At 68.4% G+C, this 15142-nt stretch carries 17 protein-coding genes; 15 read left to right on the plus strand and 2 right to left on the minus strand.

The window, feature by feature from the left end; genetic code table 11:
• The first annotated feature begins 14 nt into the window (after positions 1-14).
• The 3 genes from I7X18_RS17025 to I7X18_RS17035 are packed head-to-tail and all read left to right on the plus strand — an operon-like array spanning position 15 to position 2472.
• Complete coding sequence (locus tag I7X18_RS17025; RefSeq protein WP_193043237.1) at positions 15-848, plus strand: glutamate ABC transporter substrate-binding protein; 834 nt, start codon at positions 15-17, stop codon at positions 846-848.
• Positions 849-869: 21 nt separating this feature from the next.
• Positions 870-1550 (plus strand): amino acid ABC transporter permease, encoded by a 681-nt coding sequence (locus tag I7X18_RS17030; RefSeq protein ID WP_193043238.1) that lies wholly within the window; start codon positions 870-872, stop codon positions 1548-1550.
• Between the two features lie 43 nt (positions 1551-1593).
• On the plus strand, positions 1594-2472 hold the full coding sequence (locus I7X18_RS17035) for an amino acid ABC transporter permease (RefSeq protein ID WP_193043239.1): 879 nt from the start codon (positions 1594-1596) through the stop codon (positions 2470-2472).
• Positions 2473-2480: 8 nt separating this feature from the next.
• Here the strand turns inward: I7X18_RS17035 and recX are convergent, their stop codons facing one another.
• Entirely contained in the window at positions 2481-3056 is a 576-nt protein-coding gene (recX, locus tag I7X18_RS17040) for a recombination regulator RecX (RefSeq protein ID WP_193043240.1), read from the minus strand.
• Complete coding sequence (gene recA / locus I7X18_RS17045; RefSeq protein WP_193043241.1) at positions 3025-4068, minus strand: recombinase RecA; 1044 nt, start codon at positions 4066-4068, stop codon at positions 3025-3027. Before recA ends, recX begins: the two co-directional genes overlap by 32 nt.
• A gap of 263 nt (positions 4069-4331) precedes the next feature.
• Between recA and I7X18_RS17050 the strand changes: the two genes are divergently transcribed.
• The 12 genes from I7X18_RS17050 to hypF all read left to right on the plus strand — a co-directional run bounded on the left by I7X18_RS17050 (position 4332) and on the right by hypF (position 15142).
• Positions 4332-4661 (plus strand): hydrogenase maturation nickel metallochaperone HypA/HybF, encoded by a 330-nt coding sequence (locus I7X18_RS17050; RefSeq protein ID WP_193043242.1) that lies wholly within the window; start codon positions 4332-4334, stop codon positions 4659-4661.
• A gap of 2 nt (positions 4662-4663) precedes the next feature.
• Complete coding sequence (gene hypB / locus I7X18_RS17055) at positions 4664-5476, plus strand: hydrogenase nickel incorporation protein HypB (RefSeq protein WP_193043243.1); 813 nt, start codon at positions 4664-4666, stop codon at positions 5474-5476.
• A gap of 128 nt (positions 5477-5604) precedes the next feature.
• Positions 5605-6660, plus strand: a complete 1056-nt coding sequence (locus I7X18_RS17060) for an NADH-quinone oxidoreductase subunit B family protein (protein ID WP_193043244.1) — start codon at positions 5605-5607, stop codon at positions 6658-6660.
• Between the two features lie 80 nt (positions 6661-6740).
• Entirely contained in the window at positions 6741-8537 is a 1797-nt protein-coding gene (locus tag I7X18_RS17065; RefSeq protein WP_193043245.1) for a nickel-dependent hydrogenase large subunit, read from the plus strand.
• 3 nt (positions 8538-8540) lie between these two features.
• Positions 8541-9401, plus strand: coding sequence for a NifU family protein (locus tag I7X18_RS17070; protein WP_193043246.1), 861 nt, complete (start codon positions 8541-8543; stop codon positions 9399-9401).
• Positions 9401-10033, plus strand: a complete 633-nt coding sequence (locus I7X18_RS17075) for a DUF5947 family protein (RefSeq protein ID WP_193043247.1) — start codon at positions 9401-9403, stop codon at positions 10031-10033. The genes I7X18_RS17070 and I7X18_RS17075 overlap by 1 nt, the downstream gene beginning before the upstream one ends.
• Positions 10030-10674: a DUF6084 family protein gene (locus I7X18_RS17080; protein ID WP_193043248.1), complete on the plus strand. Its 645-nt coding sequence runs from the start codon at positions 10030-10032 to the stop codon at positions 10672-10674. Before I7X18_RS17075 ends, I7X18_RS17080 begins: the two co-directional genes overlap by 4 nt.
• Positions 10671-12002: a hypothetical protein gene (locus tag I7X18_RS17085; protein ID WP_193043249.1), complete on the plus strand. Its 1332-nt coding sequence runs from the start codon at positions 10671-10673 to the stop codon at positions 12000-12002. The genes I7X18_RS17080 and I7X18_RS17085 overlap by 4 nt, the downstream gene beginning before the upstream one ends.
• Positions 11993-12112 carry a DUF6893 family small protein gene (locus tag I7X18_RS30120; RefSeq protein ID WP_372442887.1) on the plus strand — a complete coding sequence of 40 codons (120 nt, stop codon included), beginning with the start codon at positions 11993-11995 and terminating at the stop codon, positions 12110-12112. The genes I7X18_RS17085 and I7X18_RS30120 overlap by 10 nt, the downstream gene beginning before the upstream one ends.
• A complete protein-coding gene (locus I7X18_RS17090) occupies positions 12109-12606 on the plus strand; it encodes a hydrogenase maturation protease (RefSeq protein ID WP_232375260.1) in 498 nt (165 codons plus the stop codon). Before I7X18_RS30120 ends, I7X18_RS17090 begins: the two co-directional genes overlap by 4 nt.
• A gap of 5 nt (positions 12607-12611) precedes the next feature.
• A complete protein-coding gene (locus I7X18_RS17095; protein WP_193043250.1) occupies positions 12612-12872 on the plus strand; it encodes a HypC/HybG/HupF family hydrogenase formation chaperone in 261 nt (86 codons plus the stop codon).
• A gap of 11 nt (positions 12873-12883) precedes the next feature.
• Complete coding sequence (gene hypF, locus I7X18_RS17100; RefSeq protein WP_193043963.1) at positions 12884-15142, plus strand: carbamoyltransferase HypF; 2259 nt, start codon at positions 12884-12886, stop codon at positions 15140-15142.

Genomic DNA, 15142 nt, shown 5'->3' on the forward strand with positions numbered 1-15142 from the left:
AGGAAACCCCACCCATGCCGTTCTTCTCGATGCTGTCTCGCAAGCGCGCCGCGGCCGCTGTCGCGCTGGCCGTCGCGGTGCCGTTGGCTCTCACCGCGTGCGGAGGGGGTGGCGGCGGCGGCGACGAGAACAAGATCGTCATCGGCACGAAGTTCGACCAGCCGGGTCTGGGGCTGCGCAACCCGGACGGCACGATGAGCGGTTTCGACGTCGACGTCGCCACCTACGTCGCCCAGGAGCTGGGTTACAGCCCCGAACAGATCGAATGGAAAGAGTCGCCGTCCGGACAGCGCGAAACGCTGATCCAGAACGACCAGGTCGACTACATCGTCGCCACCTACTCGATCACCGACTCCCGCAAGGAGAAGGTGGACTTCGCCGGGCCCTACCTGCTCACCGGCCAGAGCCTGCTGGTCCGCAACGACAACACCGACATCACCGGCGCCGCATCGCTGGCCAACAACAAGCGGCTGTGCTCGGTGTCGGGTTCGACTCCCGCGCAGAAGATCAAAGACGAGTACCCGAGTGTGCAGCTACAGCAGTACGACACCTACTCGGCGTGCATCGAGGCCCTGAAGAACGGCGCCATCGACGCGGTCACCACCGACGAGGTGATCCTGGCCGGGTACGCCGCGCAGACTCCCGGGGCCTTCAAGATCGTCGGCGACACGTTCTCCGAGGAGCGCTACGGCATCGGTCTGAAGAAGGACGACTCCGAACAGCGCACCAAGATCAATGATGCGCTCGAGAAGATGGAGTCGAGCGGCGCCTGGAAGGAAGCCTTCGACAAGAATCTCGGCCCGGCGGGCATCACGGCGCCTGCGCCGCCGCAAATCGACCGCTACTGATTCGGGGGTCTGGCTCCGGCCGTGGAGATTTTCACCGAGTACCGCGCGCAGATCTTCGAGGCTTTCTGGACCACCATCCAGCTCACGGTCTACTCCGCGGTCGGAGCGCTCATCCTGGGGACGGTGCTGGCCGGGATGCGGTTGTCGCCGGTGCCGATGCTGGCCTGGCTCGGCACCACCTACGTCAACATCGTCCGCAACACACCGCTGACGCTGATCATCCTGTTCTGCTCGTTCGGGGTGTCCCAGACCCTCGGGATCACGCTCGCCGACCCGCAGTCGAGCACCTCGATCGAGGACAGCAACTTCCGGTTGGCGGTGCTCGGGTTGACCGTGTACACCGCGTCGTTCGTGTGCGAGACGGTGCGTTCGGGGGTCAACACGGTGCCGCTGGGTCAGGCCGAGGCGGCACGCTCGCTCGGTCTGACGTTCAGCCAGAACCTGCGGATGATCCTGCTGCCGCAAGCTTTTCGCGCGGTCGTCATTCCGCTGGGGTCGGTGTTGATCGCGCTGACCAAGAACACGACGATCGCGTCGGCGATCGGGGTCGCCGAGGCGGCGCTGCTGATGAAGGAAATGATCGAGAACACGGCGGCGCTGCTCGTGGTCGGCTCGATCTTCGCCCTGGGGTTCATCATCCTGACGTTGCCGCTGGGACTGCTGTTCGGCTGGCTCGGAAAGCGATTGGCGGTGGCCAGGTGATCGGCCCGGTGAACGTCCCGGCGATCGGGCGGGGAGGCCGGTCATGAGCGGCACCGTGCTGTTCGACGCACCGGGACCGCGCGCCCGGATCCGCAATCTCGTCATCACCGGCATCACGTTGGCGATCACCGCGGTGATCGCGTGGGTGGTGTACTCGCGGCTCGAGGCGAAAGGTCAGCTCACCGCGGCGAAGTGGGAGCCGTTCCTGACCTCGAACCTGTGGACCACCTACGTGCTCCCCGGCGTTCAGGGCACGTTGACGGCGGCTGCGGTGTCGATCGTGCTCGCGCTCGCCCTGGGGTTCGTCCTCGGAGTGGGGCGGATGTCCACCATCACCCCGATCCGGTGGGTGTGCGCGGTCATCGTGGAGTTCTTCCGCGCGGTCCCCGTGCTGATCATGATGATCTTCGCGTACTTCCTGTACGCCTTCTACGACGTGTTCCCCTCCCAACATCTTGCGCTGGCCGGCGTCATCACCGGGCTCACGCTCTACAACGGCGCCGTCATCGCCGAGATCGTCCGCGCCGGGGTGAACGCGCTGCCGCGCGGCCAAGCCGAAGCCGCATCAGCGTTGGGCCTGCGGTGGGGTCAGACCATGCGCTCGATCCTGTTGCCGCAAGCCATCACCTCGATGCTGCCGGTGTTGATCTCCCAACTCGTGGTGGTGTTGAAGGACACCGCGATCGGCTACCAGATCACCTTCGTCGAGATGGTGCGCCAGGGCACCGTCGTCGGATCGTCCTACGGCAACTACATCCCCGCGCTCATCGTCATCGCCGCGCTGATGATCAGCGTGAACTTCGCGCTGTCGGCGCTGGCGACCAGGCTCGAACGCCGGATGCGCCAATCCCGGCGCGGACCGGCACCGCTGGAGGTCGAGGCCGTCGAGCAGGAAGGCGCGCCCGGGGCGAAAGTGGTGTGACCGGCGGGTTAGACCCGCCGGCGCTCCCGCTCGCCAGCCAGTTCGGCGGTGACCACGTCGAGCGCCATCGACTGGCTGTATCCGCGGCGGGCCAACATGCCGGCCAGCCGCCGCTTCACCTTGAGGTCCGAGCCCGGTTCGTCGTCGAGCTTCTCGCGCCGTAACCGGTCGCGGACCAGCTGTTCGGCCCGGTCGCGTTCAGCCCCGGCGTCGATGTCGGCAAGCGAGGAAGTGATCACCTCGTTGTCGACACCCTTGCGGCGCAGCTCGGCGGCCAACGCACGCTTGCCTTTTCCGGCGTACAGGTGCCGGGACCTCACCCACTGCTCGGCGAAGTCCTCGTCGTCGACGAGCCCGACCTTCGCCAACCGGTCGAGCACCCGCTGCGCGACCGGTTCGGCGTAACCCCGCTGCGTCAGCTTGCCCGCCAGCTCCGCTCGAGTGCGCGCCCGCACGGTGAGCAGGCGCAGACAATATGCGTGCGCCTGCTCCTCGCGGTTCGGATCGTCCCGGTTCGGATCGTCGCAGTTCGGATCGTCGCCGGGCTCGGACTCAGAAGTCGACAGGCGCGGGAAGGACGTCATCAGCGGTCAACACGGCGCCGATACCGAGCTTCTCCTTGATCTTCTTCTCGATCTCGTTGGCCACCTCGGCGTTCTGCAGCAGGAAGTTGCGGGCGTTCTCCTTACCCTGACCCAGTTGCTCGCCCTCATAGGTGAACCAGGACCCGGACTTGCGGACGAAGCCGTGCTCGACCCCCATGTCGATGAGCGAGCCCTCCTTGGAAATGCCCTTGCCGTACAGGATGTCGAACTCAGCCTGCTTGAACGGTGGCGCCATCTTGTTCTTGACGATCTTGCAGCGCGTGCGGTTACCGACCGCGTCGGTGCCGTCTTTGAGCGTCTCGATGCGCCGCACGTCGAGGCGGATCGAGGCGTAGAACTTCAACGCCTTGCCGCCCGTCGTGGTCTCGGGAGACCCGAACATCACGCCGATCTTCTCGCGGAGCTGGTTGATGAAGATCGCGGTGGTATTGGAGTTGCTCAAGGCGCCGGTGATCTTGCGCAACGCCTGGCTCATCAACCGGGCCTGCAGGCCGACGTGGCTGTCGCCCATCTCGCCCTCGATCTCGGCGCGCGGCACCAGCGCCGCAACCGAGTCGATGACGAGGATGTCCAGCGCACCGGAGCGGATCAGCATGTCGGCGATCTCGAGGGCCTGCTCACCGGTGTCGGGCTGGGAGACCAGCAGCGAGTCGGTGTCCACGCCGAGCTTCTTGGCGTAGTCGGGATCCAGCGCGTGCTCGGCGTCGATGAACGCCGCGATACCGCCGGCGGCCTGCGCGTTGGCCACCGCGTGCAGCGCCACGGTGGTCTTACCCGAGGACTCCGGACCGTAGATCTCGACGACACGGCCGCGCGGCAGGCCGCCGATGCCCAGCGCCACGTCCAGGGCGATCGAGCCGGTCGGGATGACCGAGATCGGCGCGCGGACATCGTCGCCGAGCCGCATCACCGAGCCTTTACCGTGATTCTTCTCGATCTGTGCGAGTGCGAGTTCGAGGGCCTTCTCGCGATCGGGTGCCTGCGGTGCCATGTCTGTCTCCATCCTCGTGGGTGTTCGTTGACCGGTGTCGATCAGTTGGCCGTGACGCTAGAGGGACCCACCGACAAGTCACCGATACGTCGGTGGGGAGCAGCATCTAGCCGTCGAACTTCCCCCACCATAGACGAACACCTGTTCGACTCAAGTGGACACGCCGACGGGATCATGACGACTGCGCGGCCGAGCACCGATTTCGGGTCCACCCGGCCGCGCAGGAGGCCTATCGTGAGGACATCCCCACCGGGACGGCACCGATGCACGAGATGGCGATCACCCAGAGTGTTGTCGACGCGGTCTGCGACCACGCCGCCGGGCGCCGCGTGCACAGTGTCCGCGTGGAGGTCGGGGCGCTGTGCGCGATCGTGCCCGACGCCATGCTGTTCTGCTTCGACCTGGCCGCTGAGGGCACCGTCGCCGACGGCGCCCGTCTCGATCTCGACGTGCGCCCCGGGCTCGCGCGGTGCCGGACCTGCGGCGCCGAGTTCGCCCTGTCGGACGTGATCCTGTTGTGCCCCTGCGGAAGTGCCGATGTCGAGGTACTGGCCGGCCGGGACATGCGCATCCTGTCGATGGAAGTGAGTTGATCATGTGTGCCACCTGCGGCTGCGGCTCCACGACCGGCGCCGACGGCGCCGTGATCACCCTCGCCGGCGAGCCCCGTCCGCATGACCACCCACACCCGCATGACCACCCACACCCGCACGGCCACCCCTACCCACACGACCACCTCGAGACCGTCACCCTCGAACAGAAGGTCCTGCACAAGAACGACCTCATCGCCGAGCAGAACCGCAACCGCCTCGCCGAACTCGAGGTCATCGCACTCAACATGACCAGCTCCCCCGGCGCGGGTAAGACGACCCTGCTCGAACGCACCGTCCGGGACCTGAGCCCCACCCGGGCGGTCACCGTCATCGAAGGTGACCAGGAAACGGTGCTCGACGCCGAACGCATCCACGCCGCCGGAGCGCGTGCGGTGCAGGTCAACACCGGCGCCGGCTGCCACCTCGATGCGGATATGGTGCGGCGCGCGCTGGACGCACTCAACCCGGATCCCGGCTCGCTGCTGTTCATCGAGAACGTCGGCAACCTGGTCTGCCCGGCGCTGTTCGACCTCGGCGAACACAGCAAAGTCGTGATCATCTCGGTCACCGAGGGGATCGACAAACCACGCAAGTACCCGCACATGTTTGCTGCCGCAGACCTCGTGGTGCTCAACAAGATCGACCTGCTGCCCCACGTCGACTTCGACGTCGACCAGTTCGCCGCCCACACCCGCGCGGTCAACCCGGACGTCGTGCTCCTGCCGTTGTCGGCGACCCGCGGGGACGGGCTCGACGAGTGGTACGCCTGGATCGACGCCACGGCTGCCGGAGTTTTCGTTCACGGGATCCAGTGAGAAGCGACGAGCCGTTGACAAGACATTGTCGCCGGAGTAGACCCAGAACTTAGCGCCGCGCAAGTGGGCCGAGGGTCGACTCCGGCGGCACGAGGGGTCGCCAGCCCCGGCCCCGGGAAGCTGTGGCAATGCCAAGTGAGGCTGCAGTCAAAGCGGAAGAGGCATTGATCCACGTGTTGTGGATCAACGCCGGATTGAGTTGTGACGGCGATTCTGTGGCGCTGACTGCCGCCACCCAACCCAGCATCGAGGAGATCGCGCTCGGCGCCCTCCCCGGCCTGCCGAAGATCGCCGTCCACTGGCCCCTGATCGACTTCGAATGCGGACCGAACGGGGGCGCCGACGACTTCCTCGAATGGTTCTTCAAAGCGGACAGAGGCGAGCTCGAACCGTTCGTGCTGGTGGTCGAGGGGTCCATCCCCAACGAAGCGATCAAGAGCGAGGGGTACTGGTGCGGGTTCGGCAACAACCCGGCCACCGGGCAGCCGATGACCACCAGCGAGTGGCTCGATCGGCTGGCCCCCAAGGCGACCGCCATCGTCGCGGCGGGCACCTGCGCCACCTACGGCGGCATCCACGCCATGTCGGGCAACCCCACCGGGGCGATGGGGGTGCCGGACTACCTCGGCTGGGACTGGAAGAGCAAGGCCGGTATCCCGATCGTCTGTGTCCCCGGCTGCCCGATCCACCCCGACAACCTCTCGGAGACCCTGACCTATCTGCTCTACATGGCTACCGACCAGGCGCCGATGATCCCGCTGGACGACGCGCTGCGCCCTCAGTGGCTGTTCGGCCAGTCCGTGCACGAAGGGTGTGATCGTGCCGGGTACTACGAGCAGGGCGACTTCGCCACCGAGTACGGATCCCCGAAATGCATTGTCAAACTGGGGTGTTGGGGACCGGTGGTGAAGTGCAACGTGCCCAAGCGCGGGTGGATCAACGGGATCGGCGGCTGCCCCAACGTCGGCGGGATCTGCATCGGCTGCACCATGCCCGGATTCCCGGACAAGTTCATGCCGTTCATGGACGAGCCGCCGGGGGGCAAGGTGTCCACGACCGCATCCACGATGTACGGCTCGGTCATCCGCAGCCTGCGTCACGTCACCGGCCGCACGGTCGACAAAGAACCGAAGTGGCGCCATCCCGGCACCACGCTCGAGACGGGGGCGGTGCGCACCTGGTAGTAGGTGCGCACCGCCGACGGGCGCGCGCTCAATCGTGTGGATCACGCTCCGGCGCAGCCTGATTACGAGAGAAGTAACCGATGACCACGATCACCCCCAAGCCGTCGCACGTCACCCGGGAGCCCGGTCAACTGGTGGAGATGGCCTGGGACCCCGTCACCCGTATCGTCGGCAGCCTCGGCATTTACACCAAGGTCGACTTCGACAACCGCGAGGTCGTCGAATGCCACAGCACGTCGTCGATCTTCCGCGGCTACTCGATCTTCATGAAGGGCAAGGATCCCCGCGACGCTCACTTCATCACCAGCCGCATCTGCGGTATCTGTGGCGACAACCACGCCACCTGCTCGTGCTACGCGCAGAACATGGCCTATGGCGTGCAGCCACCGCACGTGGCCGAGTGGCTGGTCAACCTGGGCGAGGCCGCGGAGTACATGTTCGACCACAACATCTTTCAGGAGAACCTGGTCGGGGTGGACTACTGCGAGAAGATGGTCGCCGAGACCAACCCGTCGGTGCTGGCCAAAGCGGAGAACGTCCAGGCGCCCCACGCCGATATGCACGGTTATCGCACGGTCGCCGACATCATGCGTGCGCTCAACCCGTTCACCGGCGAGTTCTACCGCGAGGCACTGCAGGTCAGCAGGTGGACACGGGAGATGTTCTGCCTCATGGAGGGTCGGCACGTGCACCCGTCGACGCTCTATCCGGGCGGCATCGGGGTGAGCGCGACCGTGCAGCTGATGACCGACTACATGACCCGGTTGATGCGCTACGTCGAGTTCATGAAGAAGGTCGTGCCGATGCACGACGACCTGTTCGACTTCTTCTACGAGGCTCTGCCCGGTTACGACGAGGTCGGGTTGCGCCGCACCGTACTCGGCTGCTGGGGCTCGTTCCAGGACCCCGAACACTGCAACTTCGCCTACAAGGACATGGAGGACTGGGGCCGCAAGATGTTCGTCACGCCCGGTGTGGTCGTCGACGGAAAACTTGTCACCACCTCACTGGTCGACATCAACCTCGGCATTCGGATCCTGTTGGGGCACAGTTATTACGACGACTGGACCGACCAGGAGATGTTCGTCAAGACCGATCCACTGGGCAATCCGGTGGACCGCAGGCACCCCTGGAACCAGCACACCAACCCCAAACCGCAGAAGCGCGACCTCGACGAGAACTACAGCTGGGTGATGTCACCCCGCTGGTTCGACGGCCGCGACCACCTCGCGCTCGACACGGGCGGTGGGCCGCTGGCCCGGCTGTGGTCCACCGCGCTGGCCAACCTCGTCGACATCGGCTACGTGAAGGCCACCGGGCACAGCGTGCAGATCAACCTGCCGAAGACCGCGCTGAAGGGGCCGGTCGAATTGGAGTGGACGATACCGCAACACGGCAGCAACACCCTCGAGCGCAACCGCGCCCGCACCTACTTCCAGGCTTACGCGGCGGCGTGCGCGCTGCACTTCGCCGACAAGGCGCTGACCGAGATCCGGGCCGGACGTACGAAGACGTGGGAGCCGTTCGAGGTGCCCGACGAGGGCATCGGCTGCGGCTTCACCGAGGCGGTGCGCGGTGTGCTGAGCCACCACATGGTCATCCGCGACGGCAAGATCGCGAACTACCACCCCTATCCGCCGACTCCCTGGAACGCCAGTCCACGCGACAGCTACGGCACGCCGGGACCCTACGAGGATGCCGTCCAGGGTCAGCCGATCTTCGAGGAGAACGACCGGGAACACTTCAAGGGCATCGACATCATGCGCACCGTGCGCAGCTTCGACCCGTGCCTGCCCTGCGGGGTGCACATGTACCTCGGTGGCGGGAAGTCGTTGGAGCGGTTGCACTCCCCCACCCAGTCGGTCACCGGGGAATAGGACATGAGCCCGCCGAGCGACCAGGACGCGCGATGGGCAGGAGCGGGTGAGCGCATCCAGACGCTCCTGGACGCCAGCCCGGCCGGCGGCGCAGCCGCGCGCGAACGCGCCGAACAGCTGGTCGGCGAGGTCACCGACCTCTACGGCGCGGCGCTGGCCCGACTGCTGCGGCTCACCCTGACCGCAGAGCCGTCGTTGGCCGAGGCGGTCGCCGCCGATCCGCTGGTCGCCAGCCTGCTGCTGGTGCACGGCCTGCATCCGCACAGCGTCGAACGGCGGATCACCGACGCACTCGACACCGTGCGGCCTTACCTCGGCTCCCACGGCGGCGACGTCCACCTCCTCGATGTCGACGGTGCGACGGTGCGGTTGCGCTTCTCCGGCAGCTGCCGCAGCTGCCCGTCGTCCGCGGCAACCCTCGAACTGGCCGTCGAGGACGCCGTGCGCGCCGCCGCCCCGGAGATCGACACCATCGAAGTGGTTGCCGCCGAAGCGCCTTCGACGGTGATCCCCGCCGAATCGCTGTTGGTCCGGGTGCACGGCCCCGCGAGGTGGCTGCCGGTGCCGGCGGTGGACGAGCTGGCGCCCGGGGAGGTCGGCGGTTTCGTGGTGGCGGGCACCGTGGTGCTCGCCTGCCGGCTCGGCGACGTGGTCTATGCCTACCGCGACCGTTGCCCCTCGTGCGGGCGGTCGCTGGCCGGCGCGCACCTGGACGGCGTGGACCTGGGTTGCCCCGGTTGCGGAGCCGAGTTCGATGTGGTGGCCGCCGGCGCGGGCGTCGGAGTCCCCCAGCGCCTCGACCCCGTGCCGGTCCTCAACCGGGCCGGTGTGTGGTCGATGGCGATCGCCGAAGGGGCGGCGTGATGACCACCTCCGGCTACGACGTCCTGGCCCGCATCCGGGCCGCCCGGACCGCGCCCCGACCCGTCGGGGAGCGCTGCGAGATGTGCACCGAGCCGATCGCCGACGAACACCAGCACGTGGTGAATGTCGAAGACCGTCAGCTGATGTGCGTCTGCCGCGGGTGCTACCTGCTGTTCACCGACACCCACGCCCAGTTACGGTTCCGCGCGGTACCGGACCGCTACCTGGTGCTGGAGGGCTTCGGCCTCGACCGGCGTTGCTGGGAGGCGCTGCAGATCCCCGTCGGGCTGGCATTCTTCTTCCGCAACTCGGCGCTCGGACGCACCGTCGCGTTCTACCCGGGACCCGCGGGGGCGACCGAATCCGAACTCGACCTCGCGGCCTGGCAAGACGTCCGGGAGGGCGACCCGCGCGTCGACCTGCCGGCCGCCGACACCGAGGCGTTGCTGGTGCGAATGCCCGCCGAATCCAGCAGTGCCACCGGCTATCTGCTGCCGATCGACGCCTGTTACGAGCTCGTCGGCCGGTTGCGCATGCTCTGGCGCGGATTCGACGGCGGCGGGGAGGTCCGCGACTACCTCACCGGCTTCTTCGCGGCGGTCGAGGCGCGCAGCAAGGTCGTGACGCGATGAGCAGCGACGGGACGTTCACGGTGCTCGACGTGACACCCGAACCGTATGCGGTGACCCCGATCCTGAGTGCGAGCATCGGGATCACCGACGCCGGCGCGGATCCCGTGCACGCGATCGCGCTGCGCTGCCAGGTCCGCATCGACCCGCCGCGACGGTCCTACACCGACGCCGAGTCCGAGGGGCTGACCGACCTCTTCGGTCCGCGCGAGCGGTGGGGCGCGACCCAGCACACCTTCCTCTGGCAGCACGCCGCGACCATGGTGCCCGGGTTCGCCGGCACCACCCGCATCGACCTTCCCCTCGCGTGCACCTACGACGTCGAGGTGGCCTCCGCCAAGTACCTCCACGCGCTGCAGGGCGGCGTGATCCCCCTGCAGTTCCTGTTCAGCGGGACCGTGTTCCGCCGCGGCGAGCACGGCTTCACCGTCGCGCAGATTCCGTGGGACCGCGAAGACCGCTACGACCTGCCGGTCGCGGTGTGGCGCGACCTCATCGCCCAGCACTACCCCGGCACCGGCTGGCTGCGGCTGCGACACGAGACCATCGCGGCGCTCGCCGCCTACCGGTCGGCCAACGGGTTGCTGTCCTGCGACGATGCGCTCACGTCGTTGATGAGGCGAGCACTGCAGGAGGTGCCATGACCGCCGACTGGAACCGGGCGCGCGCCGTCGCCGATGCCGTGCTCTACGAGGGCTACCTGCTCTACCCCTACCGGGCCACGTCGCGGAAGAATCAGGCGCGCTGGCAGTTCGGTGTGCTGGGTCCTCCGGGGGCGGCTGCGGCGGGCATCGGTGAAGACGACTCACTGTCGGCGCAGCTACTCGTCGAGCCGGCGGGTCGACCGACGCTGTCGTTGGCGGTGCGCTTCCTGCAGTTGCAGCGCCGCCAGGCCGAGAAAGCGTCTCCCTCAGGTGAGTTCACCCCGGTCGACGAACTCGCCACCGCCGGCGGCTCGTGGATGACGTGGGATGAAGCCGTGACCCGGGACGTGCCGGTGGACCCCGTTCCGCTGGAGACGATGACACTGCGCCTGGCGATCCACACCGGATCCGGTTGCGACATCGAGACGGTCGACGGCGGGCAGCTCGTGCGCACCCGATGCGACCTGCATGCCGAGCTGACCGTCCGCGCCCAGTCCGACGGCCCGCTGATCCGGGTGACGGTCAGCGTCCGCAACACGGGCCCGGCCGCCGACGGCAAGGACGACGCCATCGCCCGATCACTCATCGGCACCCACGTCATCGCCGAAGTCCGCGACGGCGCCTTCGTCTCACTGCTGGAACCACCCGACGCCGTGACCGACGCCGCGGCCCGGTGTGCGCAGCACCGCTGCTACCCGGTGCTGGCCGGGCCCCCCGGTGCGCGCGACCTCGTCCTGATGTCGCCGATCATCCTCTACGACCACCCCGAGATCGCCGCGCAGAGCGAAGGGGCGCTCTACGATTCGACCGAGATCGACGAGATCCTCACGCTGCGCGTCATGACGATGACCGAGCAGGAGAAGGCCCAGGCCCGCGCCACCGACCCGCTCGCCGCCGCGATCATCGATCGTTGCGACGCGATGTCGCCGGAGGCGATGCTCAACCTGCACGGGGTGCTGCGCGAACCGCACGCTGGCGACCCACCGCTGATCCCCGAGATACCCGACGGGGTCGACTGGTGGGACCCGCTCGCCGACACCGCCGTGGCACCCGAACGGGACGCCGTGCTGGTCGGCGGGGTCCGCGTCTGCCGCGGCAGCCCGGTGCGCCTGCACCCGTCGCGGCGCGCCGATGCCCAGGACCTGTTCTACGCCGACCGGCTCGCCCACGTCGCCTCGGTGCACGAGACGGTCGACGGCGACGCGCAGATCGGCGTCGTCCTCGACGACGATCCCGGCGCCGACCTGCACGACGTATACGGGCGCTATCTCTACTTCGCACCCGACGAACTCGAACCGATCAACGAAGGGAGCCCGTCATGGAGGTAGTCGGCTGGATCGCCGTGGTCCTCACGGCGATCATCTTGCTGTTCGCGGTCATTCTGGGGCTGCGTTCCGTACCGGATGCCAGGCGCTATCTGAAGATCCGCCGGATGTGAGCGAAGGTGACGTCACGTCCGGCATCCTGATCGCCGGTATCGGCAACATCTTCCTCGGCGACGACGGGTTCGGTCCCGAGGTGATCCGCCATGCCGCGCCCGGAATCACCGATCCGCGGGCCCGCGCAGTGGATTACGGCATCCGCGGTATGCACCTGGCCTACGATCTGCTCGACGGCTGGGGGCTGCTCGTACTCGTCGACGCCGTGCCGAGCCGCGGCGCGCCGGGTACGGTGCACGTTTTCGAGGCGGACATCGAAAACACCGGTCGCGCTGTCGGTGTCGACGCCCACGCGATGGACCCTGCGGCCGTCTTCGCCAGCCTCGCCGCGCTCGGCGGACGCCCACCGCACACGGTGGTGGTCGGCTGTGAGGTCGCCAGCGTGACGGAGGGCATCGGGTTGAGCGTCCCGGTCGCCGCGGCCGTACCCATCGCAGTGCAGGCGGTCGAGACCGTGGTGGCGGGCCGGTTGGCCCCGACGGGACCGGGGTGAGGTCGATGTGCCTCGGGATCCCCGGCCGGGTGGTGCGGATGGTGGAGGGCTACGGCGACCAGCTCGCCCTCGTCGATGTCGCCGGGGAGCACCGCAAGGTGAACGTGGGCATGTTGCCGGAGGAGACGTTCGTATCCGGCGACTGGGTGATCATCCACATGGGGTTCGTCGTCGAGAAGACCGATCACGCCGGTGCGGCCGCGGCGCTGGCCGGGCTCGAGCTCATGGCCCACGGTACGGTGCCGGATGCGGGGCCCGCACCGTGACGCGCCGGCGGATGCGGATGTGCGTGCACGGCGTGGTGCAGGGCGTCGGCTTCCGGCCGTTCGTGTACACCACGGCCACCGCGCTGGGGCTGTCCGGTTCGGTGCGCAACGACAGCGCGGGCGCCGTCATCGAGGTGGAGGGTGCCGCGGATGCGCTGGCCACTTTCCACGACCGGGTGCGCGACCAGCCGCCGCCGCTCGCCGTCATCGAGCGCATCGAGACCGCCGAGGTGCCGGCGGCCGGGGGAACCGGGTTCTTCATCGCCGACACGTCACGCGGCGGCGGGCGCACGCTGGCCTCGCCCGACGTGGCGATGTGCGCGCAATGCGCTTCCGAGCAACGGGATCCGCGGAACCGCCGCTATCGTCACCCGTTCGTCAACTGCACGAACTGCGGGCCGCGGTTCACCATCATCTCCTCGCTCCCCTACGACCGCGCTGCCACCTCGATGGCCGGGTTCGCCATGTGCCCCGACTGCGCCCGCGAATACGCAGACCCCACCGACCGCAGGTTCCACGCACAGCCCGTGTGCTGCCCCTCGTGCGGGCCCACGCTGTCGTTCCGGTCGGCGGGCGCACCCGTCAGCACCGGTGAGGACGCGCTGGCCGGGGCGCGGCGACTGCTGCGCGACGGCGGGGTGCTGGCGGTCAAGGGGATCGGCGGCTACCACCTGGCGTGTGACGCCGCAGACCGGGCGGCGGTCGCCGAACTGCGCCGCCGCAAGCGCCGCGGTGACAAACCGTTCGCCGTCATGGCAGCCGACCTCGACACCGCTGGACGGATCATCGTCCTCGACGAACCGACGCGCCATTTGCTCGCCGGGCCGCAACGACCGATCGTGCTGGCGGCGCGCCGGACCGGGGCGCAGGTGGCGGCGAACGTGGCACCGGCCAACCCCGATCTTGGTGTGCTGCTGGCTTATTCGCCGCTGCACACCCTGCTGTTCGGGCTGCCCGGCGATGAGCCCGGCCCGCAGGTGTTGATCATGACGTCGGGCAACCTCGCCGGCGAGCCGCTGTGCTACCGCGACGACGACGCGCTCGACCGGTTGTCGGGAATCGCCGACGGGTGGCTGCTGCACGACCGGCCGATCCTCGTGCCGTGCGACGACTCCGTGGTGCGGGTGCTCGACGGCAGGGAACTGCCCGTCCGGCGGTCCCGGGGCTACGCCCCCCTGCCGGTCGCGCTGCCCGTCGCGGTCTCGCCGACGCTGGCCGTCGGGGCGGATCTGAAGAACACGATGGCGCTCGCCGACGGCCGGTACGCCTGGCTGAGCCAGCACATCGGCGATATGGACGACTTGACGACGCTGTCGGCCTTCACCGCGGCCGAACAGCATCTGCGCCAGCTCACCGGCGTCACCCCCGTGGTGGTGGCAGCCGATGCCCACCCGCGGTACCGCTCGACGGCCTGGGCGCACCGGCACGCCGGTGGGCGACCGGTGCGGGCGGTACAGCACCACCACGCCCACATCGCAGCGGTGATGGCCGAGCACGGCCTCGACGGCTCGCAGCCGGTCCTCGGGTTCGCCTTCGACGGAACGGGTTTCGGGCCCGACGGTGCGGTCTGGGGCGGCGAGGTGCTGGTGGCCGATTACAAGGGTTACCGCAGGGTCGCCGCGCTGCGATACGTGCCGCTGCCCGGCGGCGACGTCAGTGTGCGGCGCCCCTACCGGATGGCGCTGGCCCATCTGTGGGCGGCGGGATTGCCCTGGGATGAGGGTCTGGCTCCCGTACAGGCGTGCCCGGACGACGAGCGCCGGGTGCTGCGCCACCAGCTCGACACCGGACTGCACTGTGCGCCGACGTCGAGCATGGGCCGGCTGTTCGACGGGGTCGCCGCGCTCGCCGGCGTGCGGCAGACCGTCGACTACGAGGCCCAGGCGGCGATCGAGTTCGAGGGGCTCGCGCGCACGGCAGCCGGTGCCACGGCGCCGTACTGGTTCACCGTCGACGACCGCGCGGCGCCGGCGGTCATCGACCCCACCCCGGTGCTGCGCGCGGTCGTCGGCGATGCGCTGCACGGGGTGCCGGCCGCGCTGATCGGGTGGCGGTTCCACCGCGCCTTGGCCGACCTCGTCGTGCGGTTGGCCGACGGCACCGAATCGGTCGTGGCGCTTTCCGGCGGGGTGTTCCAGAACTCACTGCTGCTGCGAATGGTGCTGGGCGGGTTGGCAGCTCGCGGCATACGGGTGATCACCCACCACCGGGTGCCGCCGAACGACGGCGGTATCGCGCTGGGTCAGTTGATGGTCGCCAATGCCGGGTGA

The sequence above is a fragment of the Mycolicibacterium baixiangningiae genome, assembly GCF_016313185.1.
GTDB classification, from domain to species: Bacteria; Actinomycetota; Actinomycetes; order Mycobacteriales; family Mycobacteriaceae; genus Mycobacterium; species Mycobacterium baixiangningiae.